Here is a 19,385-nt window from a genome sequence, read left to right on the forward strand (position 1 = left end):
CCTCACCGGTGGATCCGGCCCTCGGTCCGCGCGAGCGGCTCGCCGGAGCCGCCCCAGCGGCCGGCGATGATCTCGGCGGCGATGCTGATCGCGGTCTCCTCCGGCGTCCGCGCGCCGAGGTCGAGGCCGATCGGGCTGTGCAGCCGGTCGAGCTCGGCCTCGGTGACACCCGCGTCCCGGAGCCGCTCGAGGCGGTCGTCGTGGGTGCGTCGCGAGCCCATCGCGCCGACGTAGGCCACCTCGGGCAGCCGCAGCGCCACCTCGAGCAGCGGCACGTCGAACTTCGGGTCGTGGGTCAGCACGGTGACGACCGTCCGCCCGTCGACCCGGCCGGCCTGCTGCTCGGCACGCAGGTAGCGGTGCGGCCAGTCCACGACGACCTCGTCGGCCTCCGGGAACCGCGTCGCCGTCGCGAAGACGGGCCGGGCGTCGCAGACGGTGACGTGGTAGCCGAGGAAGGCCCCCACCCGCGCCACCGCCGCGGCGAAGTCGATCGCCCCGAAGACCAGCATCCGCGGCTTCGGCGCGAAGGCCCACACGAAGACCCGCATGCCCTCGCCGCGCCGCTCCCCGTCCGGCCCGTAGGTCAGCACGCCGCTGTTGCCGGCCGCGAGCAGGCCGAGCGCGTCGTCGCGGACCGCGTCGTCCGCCCGGGCCGACCCGAGCGACGCGCTCGCCTCCGCGTCGGGCCGGATCAGCACCCGCCGACCCACCCACGCGGCGTCCGGGTGGTCGATGACCGTCGCCACCGCCACCGGCCGGCCGGCCTCGAGGTGGTCGCGGACCTCGGCGAGCTCGGGGAACGTCTCGCGCGAGACCTTCTCGACGTACACGTCGAGGATCCCGCCGCAGGTCAGCCCGACCGCGAACGCGTCGTCGTCGGACACGCCGTACCGCTCCAGCACCGGCTCGCCGGACTCCACCACCGACTGCGCGCGGTCGTAGACCGCGCCCTCGACGCACCCGCCGGAGACCGACCCCACCGCCGTGCCGTCCGGCCCGACCAGCATCGATGCGCCCGGCGGCCGCGGGGCGGACCGGAAGGTCGCCACGACCGTGCCGACGCCGACCTCCTCGCCGGCCTCCCACCACGCCATCAGCTCCGGCAGCACCTCACGCACCGGCGACCACCTCCACGACCTCGGCGTACGTCGCCAGCGAGTGCCCGGCGACGAAGTCGTCGACGTGCGGCAGCACCGCGACGACCCCCTGCTGGACCGGCTCGTAGCCGGCCTTCCCGCGGTGCGGGTTGACCCACACCAGGCGGTGCGCGACGCGGCCGAGCCGCTCGGCCTGCTGCGCGAGCAGCGTGCAGTCGCCGCGCTCCCAGCCGTCGCTGAACACCACGACCACCGCGCCGCGCGCCATGCCGCGGCGGCCCCAGCGGTCGAGGAACGTCTGCAGGTTCTCCCCCAGCCGTGTGCCGCCCGACCAGTCCGGGACGGTCTCGCCGGCGGCGACGATCGCCCGCTCGGGGTCGCGCAGCCGCAGCGCCCGGGTCAGGTGGGTGAGCCGGGTGCCGAGGGTGAACGTCTCGACCGAGCCGGGCGCCGCCTGGGTGAACCGGTGCGCCAGCCGCAGCAGCGCGTCGGCGTACCCGCTCATCGACCCGGACACGTCCACCAGCAGCACCACCCGCCGCGGGCGCGTGGCCCGGCGGCGATGCACGACCTCGGCCGGCTCGCCCATCCGGCGCAGGCTGGCCCGGAGCGTGCGGGCGGCGTCGACCTCGCCGCGGTGCCACGAGCGCTGGCGGGCGCTGCGGCGGTGCGGCGCGCGCGGGCGCAGGGTCGCGAAGAGCGCGGTCAACCGGGCCCGCTCGGTCGGGGACAGCCCGGCGACGTCGCGGTGGCGCAGCACCTCGGCGTCGCTGGCCATCGCCCGCACGACGTCCTCCTCCTCGGGACCGTCGGCCGCGCCGGTGGCCTCGGTCAGCGGCATCGAGGCGTACGACGTCGTGGCCGGCGCGGCGGGCCGGGGGCGCGGGAGGCCCGTGCGGTGGTCGAAGTACGCCGCGAACACCTGCTCGTGGCGGGTCAGGTCGTCAGGCCCGGCGCACAGCGTGGCGCGGCCGGCGGCGCGGGTGCCCTCCTCGGAGGGGCCGAGCAGCGCGACGGCGGCGAGGTACTGCTGCGCCCGGTCCGACGTGACCGCCACCCCGGCCGCCCGCAGCGCTCGGGTGAAGCCGAGGAGGACCTCGTCGGCGTCGTGCAGGGTCTCCGGCTCGAGGACGGCCGTCACGGCGTCAGCATCCGGTCGAGGGCGGTGCGGACGCGGTCGGCGTCCTCGCGGTACTTCACCAGCGCGCCGAGGCTCGCCGCCGCGGTCGCGAGGTCGAGCTCGGTCGTGCCGAGGTGGTGCAGCGCGCGGGCCCAGTCGAGGGTCTCCGCGACGCCCGGCGGCTTGACCAGGCCGGTGTCGGCGCGCAGCCGCTGCACGACCTCGACGACCTGGCGGGCCAGCGACTCCGCGACCTCGGGCGCCCGGGAGCGGACGATCGCCACCTCGCGCTCGAGCGCCGGGTGGTCGATCCAGTGGTAGAGGCAGCGCCGCTTGAGCGCGTCGTGCAGCTCGCGGGTGCGGTTGGAGGTCAGCACGACGATCGGCGGGGTCGAGGCGCGCACGGTGCCGAGCTCCGGGATCGTCACCTGGTAGGTCGAGAGCACCTCGAGCAGGAACGCCTCGAACTCGTCGTCGGCGCGGTCGACCTCGTCGACGAGCAGCACCGCCGGGCTCTGCTGGAGCGCCGCCAGTACCGGACGCGCGAGCAGGAACCGCTCGTCGTACAGGCTCTTCTCGGCCTCCTCGACACCGGTCGAGCCGCCGCCGGCCGCCTCGAGCGCGCGCAGGTGCAGCACCTGCCGCGGGAAGTCCCAGTCGTAGAGCGCCTGCGTCGCGTCGATGCCCTCGTAGCACTGAAGGCGCACCAGCGGCAGGCCGAGCGACTCCGCGATCGCCTCGGCCAGCGCCGTCTTGCCGGTGCCGGGCTCGCCCTCGAGCAGCAGGGGCCGCCCCATCCGCAGCGCGAGGAACGTGACCGTCGCCAGCTCGGGGTCGATGAGGTAGCCGGTCGCCGCGAGCCGCTCCGCGACGTCGCCCGGCTGAAGCCCTTCGGAGGTGACGGCGGTCATGCCTCGAGGCTACGACGTGGCCGTTGGGGGCCGGTTGGTTGACTACCCCGTGTGAGCGGTCCGGCCGGCGGTGGTAGTGGCGGGGCGGGCGACCGGGCGGACGAGGTCGGCGCCCGTCTCGAGCGGACGATCCTCGACCTGCTCGCGCAGCGCGACGCGGGGAAGACGATCTGCCCGTCCGACGCGGCCCGGGCTGTGGGCGCCGAGCAGGGCAGCGGGGACGGCTGGCGCGACCTGATGGAGCCGGCCCGCCAGGCGGCCCAGCGGCTCGTCGAGGCCGGGGAGGTCGAGGTGACCCAGCGCGGCGAGGTCGTCGACCTGCCCACCGCCCGCGGGCCGGTGCGGATCAGACGAGCCGCTCCGCGCTCTCCAGGAACGTCCGACCGACCTTCTCCGCCCCGAACGAGCTGACGTAGAGCCCGGTCGACACCCGCTCGAGGAAGCCCCACTCCCAGATCGCGGTGCGGTCGATCCCCGTGCGCTCGGCGAGCACGTCGGCGTAGCCGCCCAGGACCTGCGGCGCATCGGGGCCGCGCAGCCGGCTGGTCCACTCGCGCAAGGCGACGCCGAGGTCGTACGCCGGGTCCGCGCGGAAGCCGTCGGGGTCGACGAGCACGAATCCCGCGGGCGCGCCCGGCCGCTCCTCCCGCACGCGCAGCACGTTGGCCGGGTGCGGGTCGCCGTGCACGACCACGCACCGGTCCGGGTCGTGCGCCGCGGCCCGCAGCTCCGCGCAGTCGAGGGCGTGCGCACGCACCCGCGGCGCCAGCGGCCGGCCGAGCCGGTCGTCGAGCTCGACGACGAGGCGGGCGAGCGTGCTCGCCTTGTCCTCCCCCGGAGCCGGCGCGGGGGCCACCTCGAGCGGCACGTGCCACGCCTCGCGGAGCGTGTCGGCGAGGACCTCGAGCTTGCGCTCCGGCTTGGCCGGCGTCTGCTCCAACGAGCGGCCGAGCGCCTCGAGCAGCAGCGACCCGGTGGTGGGGTCGTGGTCGTGGAGGAGCACGTAGCCCCGACCGGCCGCGGGCACGAGGGCCCGCGGCTCGTCGGCCAGGTCGCTGTCCGGCACCGGGACCTTCACCACGCGCGGCTCGCCGTCGCGGGTCGTGGCGCCGACGACGTACGACGCGCTGCCGCCGCGCAGCGGCCGCCTCCACGTCAGCCCCCACCGCTCGGCCAGCCCGTCGAGCACGCGCGGCAGGCCGGCCACCCATGCCGCCCCCGCCTCGCCGAGCGAGGCGACCCGCGCACGGGTCAGCGGCTGGAGGCGGACCTCCGCTCGACTCACCGGCCGGTCACCGCGAGTCGACGTCCGCGCCGGTGGCGAGGTCGCCGCACTCGACCAGCACGACGTCGCGGGCCGCGAGGTAGCCCTTCGCCCCGCGGTCGCCGCCGGTCTCGGCCAGCACGCCCGCCCAGTGGTCGCGACCGAGCAGCACGGGGTGGCCGGGGACGCCGTCGTACGCCGCTCGCGCGAGCGCGTCGGGGGCAGCGTGCCGGGCGACGCGAGCGACGACCTCCGGCACGAGGTCGGGCAGGTCGACCAGCGTCACGACGACCGCGTCGGCGTCCGGGTCGGCCGCCGTGAGCCCGGCGCGCAGCGAGGCCGACTGGCCGCTGGCCCAATCCTGTGCCACGACGTACGCCGTGCCCCGCGGCAGGAGGGCGAGCGCGTCGTCCGCGCGGGCGCCGAGGACGACCGTGACCCGGTCGCAGCCACCCGCCGTCAGCACGTGCACGGCGCGGGCCAGCCAGTCGTCGACGAGCGCCTTGGGCGTGCCCATCCGGCTGCCCGCGCCCGCGGCGAGGACGATCCCGTGCAGCACGCGGTCCCCGGCGTCCACTCAGCCGCCGAACGCCTCGGCGTAGAGCGACTGGAGCTCCCCGGTCGCCGGACCGCTGAACCCGCAGACGGTGACCGCGCCGCCGGTGGCGGAGACGAGGTACTGCTCGCCATCGCGGAAGTCGACCGCGCCGACGAGCAGCTCCATCTGCTCGGCCGGCGACTCGACGCGCACCTGGTCGGCCTCGGCGCCGGCGTACTGCTCGTCCACGCTCAGCAGCACCGTGTCGTCGCCGAGCTCCTCGACCGTGCCGAGGAACGCGACCTCCTGGCCGGCCAGGGCCTCGGCGTTCGGCACCATGCAGCGGGCGGTCTGCGCGGCGGGCGCGGCCAGCGTCGTGACGACGGGGGCGTCCGTGCCGCCCGCGGTCGGGGTGTCGGCGTCGTCGCCCCCGGCGGTCATGACCGCGAACGCGATGCCACCGCCCACCAGGACCGTCGCGGCCGCGGCGATCCAGCCGGACGAGGAACGTCGAGTGGTGCCGCCGGCGTCGGGGCCGGTGGTGTCGTCGGTGCTGCTCATCGTCGCCTCCAGGAGTCGGGCCACCCGGTCCGGGTCGGCCGGGGCGAGGGAGGCCGCGGGGTCGGCCGCACGCAGGCGGTCGCGCAGCCGCGGGTGGTCGTCGAACGACTCGTCGGGTCCGCTCATGACCTGCTCCTCCCTCTCGACCCCTCATGTCCGGCAGCGGCCTCGATCTTTCGCAGCTCCTCGCGCAGCTTCTGCCGGGCGCGGTGGAGGCGGATGCTGACCGCGTTCGGGGTCAGGTCCAGCACCGTGGCGATCTCGCTCGGGCCCAGCTGCTCCCAGGCCCACAGGCGCAGCAGCTCGGCCTCGTCGGGGCGGAGCGCGGCGAGCGCCTCGTCGAGGGGTACGTCGCCGGCCGGGTCCTGCCCGCCGGTCGGGTCGGTCGTCGTCCGCGCCGGCGGGTCGAGGGTGGCCACCTTGGCCGCGACCCGGCGCTGCCGGCGGGCGCTGCGCTCGGCGTTCGCGACGGCGTGGCGCGCCACGGCGTACGCCCACGGCAGCGGCTCCTCCGGAACCTCGTCCAGCCGCCGCCAGCACACCAGCAGCGTCTCCGACAGCACGTCGTCGGCGGTCGCGGGGTCGGTGCGCCGCGCGAGGTACCGCCGGAGCGGCTCGACCAGCCCGGGTGCCATCGCCTCGAACCGCGCCCTCCGCTCCGCCCCGTCCACGGCCCCCACCCTGGCACGCCCGCTCTCCCCAGCGGGCCCTGCCCGGGGGTCGTGTGCCCGAGGGCGCGCCCACCCGCGTCGCCAGGCACACGACCCGCGGGTCAGGGGCGGCTGGGTCAGGGGCGGACGGCGGTCGCCTCGACCTCGACGAGCTGGTCGCGGTAGCCGAGGCAGGCCACGCCGAGGAGGGTGCTCGGCGGGTCGTGGTCGCCGAAGGCCGCGCGGACGACCTCCCACGCGGCGACGAGGTCGGCGCGGTCCGCCGAGGCGACGTGCACCGTGGTCCGCGCGACGTCGGCCAGCCCGCAGCCGGCCGCCTCGAGGGCCACGACGAGGTTGGCCATCACCTGTCGTGCCTGGCCGGCCACGTCGCCGGGGTGGACCACATCGCCGGCCTCGTCGAGCGGGCACGCGCCCGCGGTGAGGACCAGGTCGTCCACGACCGCGGCGTACGCATAGGGCACGCTCCCGCTCAACGACGGTGCCCGGACCAGCTCGACGCGGCTCATGGAGCCAGCCTGACGGCCCGCCCCGGGGCCGCGCCACCGGATTCGCGGCGGGGACCCGGCTGCAGGTTCATCAAGGTATGCAGACGAACCGTCACCTCCCTCGATGAGCTGACCGTGGGAAGTGTGGGTTTCCCTGCATACCTTGATGAATCGACCGCTGCCGGCCCGGCGAGATCGGCCCCGCCCCCGACGACAGCAGGGCCCCCGCCGGAGCGGGGGCCCTGCTGGTGGAGCGGGGTGCTACGAGGTGGCGGGACTCAGAAGTCCATGCCGCCCATGCCGCCGGTCGGGTCGCCACCCATGGGGGCGGCCTTCTCCGGCTTGTCGGCGACGACGGCCTCGGTGGTGAGGAACAGGGCCGCGATGGACGCCGCGTTCTGCAGCGCCGAGCGGGTCACCTTGGCCGGGTCGATGATGCCCTCGGCGATCATGTCGACGTACTCGCCGTTCGCGGCGTTGAGGCCCTGGCCCGGGGTCAGGTTGGCGACCTTCTCCGCCACGACGCCGCCCTCGAGGCCGGCGTTGATGGCGATCTGCTTGAGCGGGGCCGAGGTGGCGACGCGGACGATGTTGACGCCCGTGGCCTCGTCACCGGTCAGGTCCAGCTTGTCGAACGCCGTGGCCGAGGCCTGGACGAGCGCCACGCCACCGCCGGCGACGATGCCCTCCTCGACGGCCGCCTTCGCGTTGCGGACGGCGTCCTCGATGCGGTGCTTGCGCTCCTTGAGCTCGACCTCGGTGGCCGCGCCGACCTTGATCACCGCGACACCGCCGGCCAGCTTGGCCAGGCGCTCCTGCAGCTTCTCGCGGTCGTAGTCGGAGTCGGACTTCTCGATCTCGGCGCGGATCTGGTTGACGCGACCGGCGATCTGGTCGGCGTCGCCGGAGCCCTCGACGATGGTGGTCTCGTCCTTGGTGATGACGACCTTGCGGGCCTGGCCGAGCAGCTCGATGCCGGTGGTCTCGAGCTTGAGGCCGACCTCCTCGGAGATGACCTGGCCACCGGTCAGGATCGCGATGTCCTGGAGCATGGCCTTGCGGCGGTCGCCGAAGCCCGGGGCCTTGACGGCGACGGACTTGAAGGTGCCGCGGATCTTGTTGACGACCAGGGTCGACAGCGCCTCGCCGTCGACGTCCTCGGCGAGGATGACGAGCGGCTTGCCCGACTGCATGACCTTCTCGAGGATCGGCAGCAGGTCCTTGACGTTCGAGATCTTCTGGTTCGCGATGAGGATGTAGGGGTCCTCGAGGACCGTCTCCATCCGCTCGGGGTCGGTCACGAAGTAGGCCGAGATGTAGCCCTTGTCGAAGCGCATGCCCTCGGTGAGCTCGAGGTCGATGCCGAAGGTGTTCGACTCCTCGACCGTGATCACGCCCTCCTTGCCGACCTTGTCCATCGCCTCGGCGATGGCGTCGCCGACGGTGGTGTCGCCACCGGCGGAGATGGTGGCCGTGGCCGCGATCTGCTCGCGGGTCTCGACCTCCTTGGCCATGCTGTGGAGCTGCTCGGACACGGCCTCGACGGCCGCCTCGATGCCGCGCTTGAGACCCATCGGGTTCGCGCCGGCCGCGACGTTGCGCAGACCCTCGCGGACCATCGCCTGGGCCAGGACGGTCGCCGTCGTCGTGCCGTCACCGGCGACGTCGTCGGTCTTCTTCGCGACCTCCTTGACCAGCTCGGCGCCGATCTTCTCGTAGGGGTCCTCGAGCTCGATCTCCTTGGCGATGGACACGCCGTCGTTGGTGATCGTGGGCGCGCCCCACTTCTTCTCGAGGACGACATTGCGACCCTTGGGGCCGAGCGTGACCTTGACGGCGTCGGCGAGCGTGTTCATGCCACGCTCGAGGCCGCGCCGGGCCTCCTCGTTGAATGCAATCAGCTTGGGCATGTTCCTGCGGTTCCTCACGCTGGAAGTTGCGGATCCGGCTCGATGGGCTGCCCGCGACGGACGGTCCTGCGGACCCGGCGAACCCTTTCTCGCCGGCGCGAACGGACCTCAGCTGGCACCGATCCGGTTTGTCACTCTCGTGGCGAGAGTGCCAACCCCATGTTTAGCACTCGCCCCTGGCGAGTGCAAGAAGGGTCAGGCCTCGCCCAGCCCCGGGACGACCAGCACCGAGACGACGAGGTCCGCGAACGGCGCGGCCAGCCCGGGCGCCAGGTCGAGGTAGAGGCCGGGCTCGATGAGCTCCAGCTCGCTGACCGCCCAGCCCCCGCCGAGCCCCTCCTGGCCCTCGAGCAGCACCAGGTCCACCCGGGCGTACGCCGGCGGCGCGCCCAGCCGGCGGGCGGCCGCGACCACGGCCGCCCGGGCGACCTCCGCGCGGGTCGGGTCGACGGGCACGGCGGCCGACGAGCCGCCGTACAGCTCGTGCACGCGGACCTCGCCGCCCGCCGGCCGCTTGTCGACCTGGCCGACGACCTCGCCAGCCAGCACCCACATCGACGACTCGCCCACGGTGCGCACCGACGCCACGAGCGGCTGCACCACCCACGGGCCGGCCACGAGCCCCTCGAGCCGGGGGTCGTCGGTCGACGACGCCACGACCACGCCGACCCCGCCCGCACCGATCCGCGGCTTGACCACGACGGTCCCCCACCGGTCGAGCGCGGCGGCCAGCCCGGGCACCAGCCGGCGGTCATCGAGCAGCGCCGTCGGCACGACCGGCACGCCGTCGTGGTCAGCGGCTAGCTCGAGCAGGTAGGCCTTGCCGGCGTTCCAGGCGACGACGTCGGAGCCGTGCAGCAGCCGCGTCACGCCCTCGACCCGGCGCGTCCAGGCCGAGAACTCGGCGTACCGCCGCTGGTAGTCCCAGGTCGACCGCAGCACGACGAGGTCCGCGGCGGCCCAGTCCACGTCCGGGTCGTCCCAGACCACCCACCGCGCCTCGACGCCCCGCTCGGCCAGCGCCGCCACGAGCAGGTCGCCGCCGGGCTCGCCGTCCGGCAGGAGGGAGAACGTCGCCAGGAGGACGCGCGTCACCGGCCGGTCAACCGCTTGACCCGCGCCGGCAGCGCGACGACCGCACGGCCGGCCCGCCACGTGGCGCTCGAGCGCACCTCGGCCAGCTCGCGCTCGAGTCGTCGCGCGCGGCGCTCGGCGCGGGTCGCCCGTGCCTCGGCGTCCGCCGCCCGCCGTTCGGCCCGGCGGGCGCGGCGCACGGCTGCCTCGAGGTCGGCCGCGACCGCGGCGTGCATCTGCTTGGCGGCGCGGGCGCCGTGCTTGCGGGCGGCCCGCAGCTCGGCCTCGAGCCGCTTGATGCCCGGGTCGCCCGCGGGCCGGTCCTGCTGCTCGGTCACGACTTCCTCCAGTAGACGCCGGCCCAGTCGATGGTCTCGATCGGGTCGGTGATGCCGTGGGCGTCGCGGAAGTCGTGGATGGCCTGCGCGCAGGCCGGCACGGCGCCGTAGTCGTCGACGATGACGTAGCCGCCCGGGGAGACCTTGTCGTAGAGCGCGTCGAGGGCGTCCATGGTCGAGGAGTACATGTCGCCGTCGAGCCGCAGCACCGCCAGCCGCTCGATCGGGGCGGTCGGCAGCGTGTCGCTGAACCAGCCCTTGAGGAACCTCACCTGGCCGTCGAGCAGGTCGTAGCGGCGGAAGTTGTCCTGCACCTGCTCCACCGAGATCGCCAGCTCGTCGCGTGTGTGGTGCTGGTCGCCGGCGTCGGCCTCGAAGCGGCCGTCCGGCGCGGGCAGGCCCTCGAAGGAGTCCGCCACCCACACCGTGCGCGAGGTGTCGCCGTGGGCCTTGAGCACCGCGCGCATGTAGATGCACGACCCGCCGCGCCAGGCGCCGGTCTCGATGAGGTCACCCGGCACGCCGTCGGCGACGACGCTCTCGACGCAGGCGCGGACGTTGGCGAGCCGCTTCATCCCGATCATCGTCTCGGCGTCGGCCGGCCAGTCCCGGCCCTCCTCGCGGCGGCCGGCGTCGAACTCCCCCGCCTCGACCATCCGCACGTCCCGGCCCTTCATCGCGCGCCGCACGAGGTCCCACAGGTAGGACTCGTAGGAGCGCGACGGCAGCTTGACCGTCACGTTGCGTCCCTCGAACCCGTAGCGCGTGAGCATCTTCGCCATCAGGTCGAGGTACAGGTCGGCCGCGGAATTCGTCACGGCGCCGACCTTAGGGGACGGACCGGTCCGGGCCGCGCCGACCTGCGGCCCAGCTCGTCGGGGACGCCGTCGGGGTGGTCCGGAGCGGTCAGCAGCCCCCCGCCACGGCCGGGATGACCGAGACCTGGCTGCCGTCGGGCGTGGGCGTCGCGAGGTCGTCGAGGAAGCGGACGTCGTCGTTGCCGACGTAGACGTTGACGAACCGGCGCAGCGCGCCGTTGTCGTCGAGGATGCGCCCCTTGATGCCGGCGTAGTGGGTGTCGAGGTCGTCGAGGACCTCGCTGAGGGTGGCGCCGGTGGCGGTCACCTCGGACGCGCCGTCGGTGTAGGTGCGCAGGATCGTCGGGATCCGGACGGAGACGCTCATGGGGGTGCTCCTGGTGTCGTGGGGTCGGTCAGGCCAGGCCGGTGGCGGCGAAGGCGGCGTACGACGGCGCGATGGTCGCGACCGGGCCGACCGAGCCGGCGACCGCGTCGAGGGTCTTGAGGCCGTGGCCGGTGTTGATGACGACGGTCTCGAGCTCCGGGTCGAGCTGGCCGGACTCCACGAGCTTCTTCAGCACGCCGACCGTGGTGCCGCCGGCGGTCTCGGTGAAGATCCCCTCGGTGCGGGCCAGCAGCACGATCGCCTCGCGGACCTCGTCGTCGGTGACGTCCTCGACCGCCCCGCCGGTCTGCCGGCAGACGTCGAGCACGTAGATGCCGTCGGCGGGGTTGCCGATGGCCAGGCTCTTGGCGATGGTGTCCGGCTTGACCGGGCGGATGGCGTCGACGCCGGCCTTGTAGGCGACCGAGACCGGGGAGCAGCCGGCGGCCTGGGCGCCGTACACCTTGTAGGGCTTGTCCTCGACCAGGCCGAGGGTGATCAGCTCCTGGAACGCCTTGTGCACCTTGGTCAGCTGGGAGCCGCTGGCCACGGGGATCACGACCTGGTCCGGCAGCCGCCAGCCGAGCTGCTCGGCGATCTCGTAGCCGAGCGTCTTGGAGCCCTCGGCGTAGTAGGGGCGGACGTTGACGTTGACGAACGCCCAGCCGTCCTCCTCGCCCGCGATCTCGGAGGCCAGCTTGTTGACGTCGTCGTAGTTGCCCTCGACGGCGACCAGCGACTCGGTGAAGACGGCGGAGTTGACCTGCTTGGGCTGCTCGAGGTTGCTCGGGATGAAGACGACGGTCTTCATGCCGGCCCGGGCGCCGGCGGCGGCGACCGCGTTGGCGAGGTTGCCGGTGCTCGGACACGCGAACACCTTGCTGCCCAGCTCGCGGGCCGCGCTCAGCGCGCACGCCACGACCCGGTCCTTGAAGGAGTTCGTCGGGTTGGTGGAGTCGTCCTTGACCCAGAGCCTGGTCAGCCCGAGCTCGTTCGCGAGGTTCTTGGCCTCCAGCAGCCGGGTGAAGCCGGGCTCGGTGTTGGGGCTGGTCTCGATGTCGGCCGGCACCGGCAGCAGCGCCTTGTAGCGCCAGATGTTGCGGGGGCCGGCCTCGATCTCCTCGCGGGTGACCTGCGGGAAGTCGTAGGCGATCTCCAGCGGCCCGAAGCACTCGCTGCAGGCGTAGTGCGGGCCGAGCTCGACCTCGTGGCCGCACTCGCGGCAGGAGAGGGCCCGGGCGTTCCCGAAGGCTCCCTCGCGGACCCCCGTCCCCTGGGCATCCTGGGACTCGACAACGGCAGCGCTCATGACCGACCTCCTTCTCATCTTCCCCGGGTCACGACGGTCGTGCCGGGCGGAATTGGCACCGTTACCGACGACCGTCCCGGATCTACCGGGGGCGGAGGCGCGTTGGCGGTTGCCGGGACTTCACAGGGCCGTTCCCTCTGTCCCTCTGGATGAGCTGCCCCGAACAGTACGTCCCTCGTCCCAGTACGTGAAACCGGGTCCCGCGATGTGGACGTGGTCGCCCACGGGCGGGGGGTGCGCGTACCACCTTCAGGTGGGACGCACCCCCTCCTGGGGCAACGCATCGGCCCAGAAGGGGGTGCGTCCCACCAAGAGGTGGTACGCGACCCCTTCCGGGCCCCCGCACCCGCTCCGGGGCCAGGACTACCGGGCGCGGGCGTCGGCGGCGAGGCGGCGGAGGAGGTCGAGGACGCCCTCCGGGCCGTGGACGACGACGTCGGCGCGGTCGACGAGGGCGCTGACCTCGTCGGAGGCGGAGCAGACGAGCAGGGTGGGCAGGCCGTCCTTGCCCAGGGCGCTGACGGCGTCGAAGGCCTCGAGGTCGCCGAGGTCGTCGCCGGCGAAGAGGAAGGCACCCGCGCCGACCTCGGCGGCGAGCGCGTCGACGGCCTTGCCCTTGTCCATCCCGGGTGCGCGCACCTCGATGACGTTGCGGCCCGGCTCGAGCACCAGGCCGTTGCGGCTGGCGAGGTCGCGCAGCACGGGCAGCAGCCGCTCGAAGGCGCCGGCGGGATCCGGCAGCCGGCGGGTGTGGACGGCGTGGGCGAGGCCCTTGTCCTCGACCCAGGCGTCGGCGGCGTCGGCCTGGCGCAGCGCGCGCGGGAGGTCGCGGAGGAACGTCGCCAGGCCGTGCGGCGGGCGCGGGGAGACGATCCGGCGGCGGGTGGAGGACCAGCGCTCGTTGCCGTACTGCCCGAACAGGTAGAGCTCCTTGCCGGCGTCGCCGATCGCGTTGCCGACCTCCTCGAGCCCGCCGAGGTCGAGCGCCTGCCGGGCCGGCCGGCCGGTGACGACCGCGATGGCAGCGACGACCTGGGCGAGGTCGACGAGCACGTCGCCGGCCTCGGGGTGGATGTTCGCCTGGGTCGGGTCGTCGACGATCGGCGAGAGCGTCCCGTCGAAGTCGAGGCCGATGACGGCCCGATCGGCGGCGCGCACCAGCGCGGCGTACTTCTGCTCTCCCTCGGCGGAGGTGAACTCCATGCCCGTCAGGTTCCCAGACCAGTGGCCCGCCTACACGTGGGGCGGCTCACCGGCTGGGACGGGCCGGCCGGGACGGAGCGGCAGCGATCAGTCGAGCGGTCAGTCGAGCGGGCCGGTGAGGATGACCGTGAGCCGGTCGAACCGCATCGGGTCGACGGCAGGCATCGTGCGCTCGATGCCCAGGTCGAGGGCGAGCAGCTTCGCGGCGCGCTCGAGGCGCGGCGGGAAGTACACGGTGGTGGCCGGGATGGTGCCGACCCAGTTGTCGGAGCCGACGACCTGCCACCCGGCCTGGCCGGCCTGGTCGGCGACGGTGCCCGCGAGCCCGGTGATGCCGGAGTTGTTGTAGACCTCGACGTACACCTTGGCGCGCTGCACCGGCGGCTTGGCCGGCTTCGGCTTGCCGGTGGGCTCCGCGGAGGCGGTCGGCGTGGGCTTCGCGGTCTCCTCGACCGAGATCGTGGTGATCTCCCGCTCGGTCGGCTCGCCGCCGCGGGTGGCGACGAAGGCGATGGCGGCCATGGCGACCGCGACGATGCTGAGCATCACGACCGGCGAGGGGAAGACGAAGCCGCGCTGGTCGCGGTGGCGGGCGGTGCGCGGGGCGGCCACGGCGCTCAGACCTCGAAGCCGAGGCGGCGGGCCGAGCGCTGGCGCTGGCGCTGCGACCGCAGCCGGCGCAGGCGGCGGACCAGCAGCGGGTCGGCCTCGAGCGCCTCGGGACGGTCGATGAGCGCGTTGAGCACCTGGTAGTAGCGGGTGGAGCTCATGTCGAACTTCTCGCGGACCGCGGTCTCCTTCGCGCCTGCGTACTTCCACCACTGGCGCTCGAACTCGAGGATCTCTCGGTCGCGGTCGCTCAGGGTCGGCGTGGCCCCGGCCTCGTGGCCGTCGAGGGCGTTCGCGGCGTCCATGCGCAGTCTCCCGGGAGCTGGTGTCCGATGTGTGTCCGGACCTCACTCTAGGCGACGAACCACACCGGTGTCATTCGGCTCGCCAGACCCGTCCGGGCGTGTTGTGGGAGTCTCTGCGCCGTGACCCAGCCTGCCGTGAACGAGCCCGCCGCACCGACCCGCTGGGGCATCCTCGCCACCGGCAAGATCGCCCACACCTTCGCCCGCGACCTCGCGCTCGTGCCCGACGCCGAGCTGGTCGCGGTCGGGTCCCGGCGGGGCGAGGCCGCCGAGGCGTTCGCGGCCGAGCACGGCGGGCGGCCGCACGCGTCGTACGAGGCGCTCGTCGCGGACCCCGACGTCGAGGTCGTGTACGTCGCCAGCCCGCACGCCCTGCACCTCGAGCACGCCCGGATGGCCTTCGAGGCCGGCAAGCACGTGCTGTGCGAGAAGCCGCTGACGCTCACCACCGCCGACGCCGAGGAGATGGTGCGCCTGGCCCGGCAGCACGACCGCTTCCTCATGGAGGCGATGTGGACCGCGTGCCACCCGCTCGTGCGCGCCGTCGTCGACGAGGTCCGCGCGGGCCGGTTCGGCACCCCGCGGCACCTGCACGCCGAGCTCGGGTTCCGCGTCGACGCCGGGCCCGACGACCGCATGTTCGACCCCGCCCTCGGCGCGAGCGCGCTGCTCGACATGGGGATCTACCCGCTGACCTTCGCCCACCTCGTGCTCGGCGAGGCCGAGCAGCTGAGCGCCACCGCCGCGCTGTCGGACCGCGGGATCGACCTCGACGTCGCGGTCAGCGGCCGCTACCCCGGCGGCGCGCTCGCCACGATGACCGCCTCGATGACGTCGTGGTCCTCCCGCGCCGCCGCAATCGCGACCGACCTCGGGCGGATCGACGTCCCCGACTTCCACCACCCGACCACCGCGACGTTCACGCCGTACGCCGACGGCAGCACCAACGACGACGACGTGCGTCGGCAGCCGGTCGAGATCGTCGCCGCCGACCCGGTCGTCGGGCGCGGCTACGGCAACGAGATCGCGGAGGTGGGGCGCTGCCTGCGCGCCGGCCTCCGCGAGAGCCCGTGGGTCCCGCACGACCAGACGCTCACGCTGATGCGGCAGATGGACACGATCCGCGCGCAGGTCGGCGTGGCGTTCGGCTGACGCCGGTCGTCATGGGGCGGTCGGGCGCAACACTTCATCGGCTGGCCGATGAAGCTCTCCGCGGCCGCCCCGCTCACCGCCCCGACCGGAGGAACCGCACCACGGCGGCGACCCGGCGGTGCGCGGTGTCGTCGTCGGGGCTGAGCCCGAGCTTGGCGAAGATCCGCTGGGTGTGCTTCTCGACCGCGCCGCCGGTGACGACCATGGCCTCGGCGATCGCGCTGTTGGAGCGGCCCTCGGCCATCAGCGCCAGCACCTCGTGCTCGCGCGGGGTGAGGGCGGCGAGCGGGTCGCGGCGGGCGCCCATCAGCCGCCGGACGACCTGCGGGTCCAGCGCGGTGCCGCCGCGGGAGACCGTGTCGAGCGCGGTCGCGAGCTCGTCGAGGTCGGAGACCCGGTCCTTGAGCAGGTAGCCGACCCCGCCCTCGGCGGCGGCGAGCAGGTCCTCGGCGTAGGCGACCTCGACGTACTGCGAGAGCACCAGCAGCCGCGCCTCCGGCCACGCCCGCCGCACCTCGACCGCCGCGCGCAGCCCCTCGTCGGTGTGGGTCGGCGGCATCCGGACGTCGACGATGCCGACGTCGGGCCGGTGCTCGAGCACCGCCGCCACGAACGACGGCCCGTCGGCCACCGACGCCACCACCTCGTGGCCGGCCTCGGCGAGCAGCAACTGCAGCCCCTCGCGCAGCAGGAACGAGTCGTCCGCGACCACGATCCTCACGACGACGTCACCGCAGCCTCACCGCGCACCCGTCGGGACCATCGCGGAGACCACGGTCGGGCCACCGGCCGGCGACTCCAGGCCGAGCGTGCCGTCGACGGCGAGCAGCCGTTGGGCCAGCCCGGCCAGGCCGTGCCCCTTCGCCTCGTGCGCGCCACCGACACCGTCGTCCTCGACGCGGACCAGCAGCGCGTCGCCGGTGTCCCGCACCCGCAGCCGGGCCGAGGCGGCGCCGCTGTGCTTGGCGACGTTGGTGAGCGCCTCGCTGACGACGAAGTACGTCGCGGTCTCGACGTGCGGCGGCAGGCCGTCGGGCACGTCCAGGTCGGCGTCGACCGGCACCGCGCTGCGGGCGGCCAGGTCCTCGAGGGCGACCCGGAGGCCGCGGTCGACGAGCAGCGGCGGGGCGATCCCGCGGGAGAGGGAGCGGAGCTCCTCGACGGTCTCGCCGACCTGCGCGAGCGCCTCCTCGATCGTCACCGCGGCCCGCGTGGGGTCCGACTCGAGCTGGCGGCGCGCCCGCCCGAGGTCCATGCCGAGGCGGACCATCCGCTGCTGCGGACCGTCGTGAATGTCGCGCTCGAGCCGCCGCAGCGACTCGGCTTCCGCGCGGCGCGCCGCGCTGCGACCGGTCTCGACGCGGCGTACCTCCTGCTGCAGCTCGGCGCGGCTGCTCAGCAGCCCCCACGCCAGGCTCGCGTGCAGCCCGGCCGCGGCGCGCACCGCGGCCGGCAGGGTCAGCAGGGCGACCACGCCGAGGACGGCGTTGAGCAGCGACTCCGCCACCGCGCCGGAGCCGAGGCCGAGCAGCTCGGCCAGCCCACGGCTGTCGGGGCCGTCGGGGAGCCACTGCTGCCAGAACCAGTAGGTCGCGCCGTTGAGCACCGCAGCCCACCAGGTCACCGTCACCGCGAAGGCGACGGTGCCCGTGGCCAGGCCGACGACGCTCCAGGTCAGGTCCAACCAGGACTGCGGGTCGCGCAGCGGCGTGATCGTCCGGCGCAGCAGGCCGTCGCCCTCGCGGGGGCGGGCGTACGACGGGGTGGGGGCGTCGCGACCGAGCAGGGTGCGCAGGCGGTGCCGCTCGAGGCGGGCGAACCCGCGGGCGACCACCGCGGCCAGCGACAGCACCAGCACGCCGTACACGACGACGGTCAGGGCCGCGCCGACGCTGAGCAGCACGACCGCGAGCACGAACGCCGGCAGGGCCAGGACGAACGCGCTCAGCGCGTAGCCGCTGTCCATCAGCGCGCGACGCACCAGCGAGGGCGCGCGGGAGGTGCCGGTGGGGGTCATCGCAACGGTGGTGGTCATGGCTCCGAGCCTGGCTGGCCGAGCGGGCTCGCACGATCCTGCCAGCACGACGACCGGGGTGGGGCCAGCCCGACACCCTCCTCCCGACACCTCGCGACACCCCGCCGACCGGGCGCCGAGTGCGACGAGTGCTTGTGGGGCACTCCCCTAGGGTGAGCACCGTGTCTGCCGACCTCGTGATCGTGGCCAATCGACTGCCGGTGGACCGGGTGGAGCAGCCGGACGGGACGCCGGGCTGGCGGACCTCCCCGGGCGGCCTGGTCACCGCCATCGAGCCGGTGATGCGCGCGAACGACGGCACCTGGATCGGCTGGCCGGGCGGCACCGACGCCGACCTCGCGCCGTTCGAGGCCGACGGCATGAAGCTCGTGCCGATGTCGATGACCCAGGCCGAGATCGAGGGCCACTACGAGGGCTTCTCCAACGGCACGCTGTGGCCGCTCTACCACGACCTGGTCGCCAAGCCGGAGTTCCACCGGGAGTGGTGGGACGCCTACGTCGGCGTCAACCGCCGCTTCGCCGAGAAGGCCGCCGAGCTGGCCTCCGAGGGCGCCACGGTGTGGGTGCACGACTACCAGATGCAGCTGGTCCCCCAGATGCTGCGCGAGCTGCGGCCGGACCTGCGCATCGGCTTCTACCTGCACATCCCGTTCCCGCCGGCCGAGCTGTTCCAGCAGCTGCCGTGGCGCCGCCAGCTGCTCGAGGGCCTGCTCGGGGCGGACATGATCGGCTTCCAGCTCCCCGGCGGCGCGCAGAACTTCGTGCGCCTGGTCCGCCAGCGCGTCGGCCACAAGACCCACCGCGACCTCGTCTACCTGCCCGACGGGCGCACGGTCCGCGCGGCGGCGTTCCCCATCTCGATCGACGCCGCCGGCTTCGAGTCGATGGCGCGCTCCGAGCCGGTCGCGCAGCGCGCGGAGGAGATCCGCACCGCCCTCGGCAACCCGCGCAAGGTGTTCCTCGGCATCGACCGGCTCGACTACACCAAGGGCATCTATGCCCGCCTGCGCGCGTTCAGCGAGCTCATCGCCGACGGCCACCTCGACGTCGAGGACGCGGTGTTCGTCCAGGTCGCGGTGCCCTCGCGCGAGCAGGTCGAGCAGTACCGCATCCTCCGCGACGAGATCGACCGCCTCGTCGGCCGGATCAACGGCGACCTGGGGCGCATCGGCCGCCCGGCGATCAGCTACCTGCACTCGTCCTACCCGCGCGAGGAGATGGCCGCGCTCTACCGCGCCGCCGACGTCATGGTGGTGACGCCGTACCGCGACGGCATGAACCTCGTCGCGAAGGAGTACGTCGCGTGCCGCTTCGAGGACACCGGCGCGCTGGTGCTCTCGGAGTTCGCCGGCGCCGCCGACGAGCTGCGGCAGGCCTGGCTGGTCAATCCCTACGACATCAACGGCATGAAGTCCGCCCTGCTCGAGGCCTACCGCGCCGACGACAAGGAGACCCGCCGTCGGATGAAGGCCATGCGCAAGACCGTCACCCAGCACGACGTCGCCGCCTGGGCGGACGCCTTCATGAACGACCTCGCCGAGGTCCCCGGCTCGCACGGCAAGGCGGTCCGGCCGGCGAAGCGGTCCTAGGTCGGGACCGACCGGGCGGGTGC

22 protein-coding genes and 1 riboswitch are annotated in these 19,385 nt (G+C 74.2%); of the genes, 3 read left to right on the plus strand and 19 right to left on the minus strand.

The genetic code is table 11. The annotated features are described in order from the left end of the window. Positions 1–2 precede the first annotated feature (2 nt). Genes G6553_RS11535 through G6553_RS11545 form a run of 3 tightly spaced genes read right to left on the minus strand, consistent with a single transcriptional unit; the run spans position 3 to position 3,131 of the window. A complete protein-coding gene (locus tag G6553_RS11535) occupies positions 3–1,121 on the minus strand; it encodes an XdhC/CoxI family protein (RefSeq protein WP_166192598.1) in 1,119 nt (372 codons plus the stop codon). After that, complete coding sequence (locus tag G6553_RS11540; RefSeq protein WP_347565662.1) at positions 1,114–2,241, minus strand: VWA domain-containing protein; 1,128 nt, start codon at positions 2,239–2,241, stop codon at positions 1,114–1,116. The genes G6553_RS11535 and G6553_RS11540 overlap by 8 nt, the downstream gene beginning before the upstream one ends. Further along, positions 2,238–3,131 carry a MoxR family ATPase gene (locus G6553_RS11545; RefSeq protein ID WP_166192601.1) on the minus strand — a complete coding sequence of 298 codons (894 nt, stop codon included), beginning with the start codon at positions 3,129–3,131 and terminating at the stop codon, positions 2,238–2,240. The genes G6553_RS11540 and G6553_RS11545 overlap by 4 nt, the downstream gene beginning before the upstream one ends. Before the next feature lie 51 nt (positions 3,132–3,182). On the opposite strand from G6553_RS11545, the gene G6553_RS11550 reads away from it, so the two are divergent. Continuing rightward, entirely contained in the window at positions 3,183–3,542 is a 360-nt protein-coding gene (locus tag G6553_RS11550; RefSeq protein ID WP_166192604.1) for a DUF3253 domain-containing protein, read from the plus strand. Here G6553_RS11550 and G6553_RS11555 read toward each other — a convergent pair. The 14 genes from G6553_RS11555 to G6553_RS11620 form a co-directional block, all read right to left on the minus strand. Then, positions 3,478–4,416: an aminoglycoside phosphotransferase family protein gene (locus G6553_RS11555; protein ID WP_166192607.1), complete on the minus strand. Its 939-nt coding sequence runs from the start codon at positions 4,414–4,416 to the stop codon at positions 3,478–3,480. The genes G6553_RS11550 and G6553_RS11555 overlap by 65 nt on opposite strands. A 7-nt stretch (positions 4,417–4,423) precedes the next feature. Next, positions 4,424–4,972: a nucleotidyltransferase family protein gene (locus tag G6553_RS11560; RefSeq protein ID WP_347565663.1), complete on the minus strand. Its 549-nt coding sequence runs from the start codon at positions 4,970–4,972 to the stop codon at positions 4,424–4,426. Next, on the minus strand, positions 4,973–5,620 hold the full coding sequence (locus G6553_RS11565; RefSeq protein WP_166192610.1) for a hypothetical protein: 648 nt from the start codon (positions 5,618–5,620) through the stop codon (positions 4,973–4,975). Beyond that, entirely contained in the window at positions 5,617–6,165 is a 549-nt protein-coding gene (locus G6553_RS11570) for a sigma-70 family RNA polymerase sigma factor (RefSeq protein WP_347565664.1), read from the minus strand. The genes G6553_RS11565 and G6553_RS11570 overlap by 4 nt, the downstream gene beginning before the upstream one ends. A gap of 116 nt (positions 6,166–6,281) precedes the next feature. Next, a complete protein-coding gene (locus tag G6553_RS11575) occupies positions 6,282–6,674 on the minus strand; it encodes a RidA family protein (RefSeq protein ID WP_166192613.1) in 393 nt (130 codons plus the stop codon). 257 nt (positions 6,675–6,931) lie between these two features. Further along, positions 6,932–8,563 carry a chaperonin GroEL gene (gene groL / locus G6553_RS11580; RefSeq protein ID WP_166192616.1) on the minus strand — a complete coding sequence of 544 codons (1,632 nt, stop codon included), beginning with the start codon at positions 8,561–8,563 and terminating at the stop codon, positions 6,932–6,934. 195 nt (positions 8,564–8,758) lie between these two features. After that, on the minus strand, positions 8,759–9,658 hold the full coding sequence (locus tag G6553_RS11585) for a hypothetical protein (RefSeq protein WP_166192619.1): 900 nt from the start codon (positions 9,656–9,658) through the stop codon (positions 8,759–8,761). Continuing rightward, positions 9,655–9,975, minus strand: coding sequence for a hypothetical protein (locus tag G6553_RS11590; RefSeq protein WP_166192622.1), 321 nt, complete (start codon positions 9,973–9,975; stop codon positions 9,655–9,657). Before G6553_RS11590 ends, G6553_RS11585 begins: the two co-directional genes overlap by 4 nt. Then, on the minus strand, positions 9,972–10,793 hold the full coding sequence (locus G6553_RS11595) for a TylF/MycF family methyltransferase (protein ID WP_347565665.1): 822 nt from the start codon (positions 10,791–10,793) through the stop codon (positions 9,972–9,974). Before G6553_RS11595 ends, G6553_RS11590 begins: the two co-directional genes overlap by 4 nt. 88 nt (positions 10,794–10,881) lie before the next feature. Beyond that, a complete protein-coding gene (locus tag G6553_RS11600; RefSeq protein ID WP_166192625.1) occupies positions 10,882–11,160 on the minus strand; it encodes a MoaD/ThiS family protein in 279 nt (92 codons plus the stop codon). Positions 11,161–11,188: 28 nt separating this feature from the next. Continuing rightward, complete coding sequence (gene thrC / locus G6553_RS11605; RefSeq protein ID WP_166192628.1) at positions 11,189–12,469, minus strand: threonine synthase; 1,281 nt, start codon at positions 12,467–12,469, stop codon at positions 11,189–11,191. 11 nt (positions 12,470–12,480) lie between these two features. Next, a riboswitch (SAM riboswitch) is annotated at positions 12,481–12,625 on the minus strand. Between the two features lie 207 nt (positions 12,626–12,832). Then, the gene (otsB, locus tag G6553_RS11610; RefSeq protein WP_166192648.1) at positions 12,833–13,672 is read right to left on the minus strand and encodes a trehalose-phosphatase; all 840 of its coding nucleotides are present in this window, start codon (positions 13,670–13,672) and stop codon (positions 12,833–12,835) included. A 99-nt stretch (positions 13,673–13,771) separates the two neighbouring features. Continuing rightward, positions 13,772–14,284: a LytR C-terminal domain-containing protein gene (locus tag G6553_RS11615; protein WP_347565666.1), complete on the minus strand. Its 513-nt coding sequence runs from the start codon at positions 14,282–14,284 to the stop codon at positions 13,772–13,774. Positions 14,285–14,289: 5 nt separating this feature from the next. Next, positions 14,290–14,586: a DUF3263 domain-containing protein gene (locus tag G6553_RS11620; protein WP_166192651.1), complete on the minus strand. Its 297-nt coding sequence runs from the start codon at positions 14,584–14,586 to the stop codon at positions 14,290–14,292. Positions 14,587–14,706: 120 nt separating this feature from the next. Between G6553_RS11620 and G6553_RS11625 the strand changes: the two genes are divergently transcribed. Next, positions 14,707–15,738, plus strand: a complete 1,032-nt coding sequence (locus G6553_RS11625; RefSeq protein ID WP_347565667.1) for a Gfo/Idh/MocA family oxidoreductase — start codon at positions 14,707–14,709, stop codon at positions 15,736–15,738. Between the two features lie 73 nt (positions 15,739–15,811). On the opposite strand, the gene G6553_RS11630 is transcribed toward G6553_RS11625, so the two are convergent. Continuing rightward, positions 15,812–16,459 (minus strand): response regulator transcription factor, encoded by a 648-nt coding sequence (locus G6553_RS11630; RefSeq protein WP_166192654.1) that lies wholly within the window; start codon positions 16,457–16,459, stop codon positions 15,812–15,814. Between the two features lie 18 nt (positions 16,460–16,477). Continuing rightward, positions 16,478–17,773, minus strand: a complete 1,296-nt coding sequence (locus G6553_RS11635; protein ID WP_166192657.1) for a sensor histidine kinase — start codon at positions 17,771–17,773, stop codon at positions 16,478–16,480. 152 nt (positions 17,774–17,925) lie between these two features. Here G6553_RS11635 and G6553_RS11640 point away from each other — a divergent pair, with 152 nt between their 5' ends. Beyond that, positions 17,926–19,362, plus strand: a complete 1,437-nt coding sequence (locus G6553_RS11640; protein WP_166192660.1) for a trehalose-6-phosphate synthase — start codon at positions 17,926–17,928, stop codon at positions 19,360–19,362. Positions 19,363–19,385: the final 23 nt, after the last annotated feature.

Origin of the sequence: Nocardioides sp. IC4_145 (assembly GCF_011250565.1) — a bacterium.
In the GTDB taxonomy this organism is placed as follows: domain Bacteria; phylum Actinomycetota; class Actinomycetes; order Propionibacteriales; family Nocardioidaceae; genus Nocardioides.

Coding starts and splice junctions, on each gene's coding strand:
- G6553_RS11545 (WP_166192601.1), bottom strand. CDS start 3,131: ATGACCGCCGTCACCTCCGAAGGGCTTCAGCCGGGCGACGTCGCGGAG.
- G6553_RS11565 (WP_166192610.1), bottom strand. CDS start 5,620: ATGAGCGGACCCGACGAGTCGTTCGACGACCACCCGCGGCTGCGCGAC.
- G6553_RS11575 (WP_166192613.1), bottom strand. CDS start 6,674: ATGAGCCGCGTCGAGCTGGTCCGGGCACCGTCGTTGAGCGGGAGCGTG.
- groL (WP_166192616.1), bottom strand. CDS start 8,563: ATGCCCAAGCTGATTGCATTCAACGAGGAGGCCCGGCGCGGCCTCGAG.
- G6553_RS11600 (WP_166192625.1), bottom strand. CDS start 11,160: ATGAGCGTCTCCGTCCGGATCCCGACGATCCTGCGCACCTACACCGAC.
- thrC (WP_166192628.1), bottom strand. CDS start 12,469: ATGAGCGCTGCCGTTGTCGAGTCCCAGGATGCCCAGGGGACGGGGGTC.
- otsB (WP_166192648.1), bottom strand. CDS start 13,672: ATGGAGTTCACCTCCGCCGAGGGAGAGCAGAAGTACGCCGCGCTGGTG.
- G6553_RS11620 (WP_166192651.1), bottom strand. CDS start 14,586: ATGGACGCCGCGAACGCCCTCGACGGCCACGAGGCCGGGGCCACGCCG.
- G6553_RS11635 (WP_166192657.1), bottom strand. CDS start 17,773: ATGACCACCACCGTTGCGATGACCCCCACCGGCACCTCCCGCGCGCCC.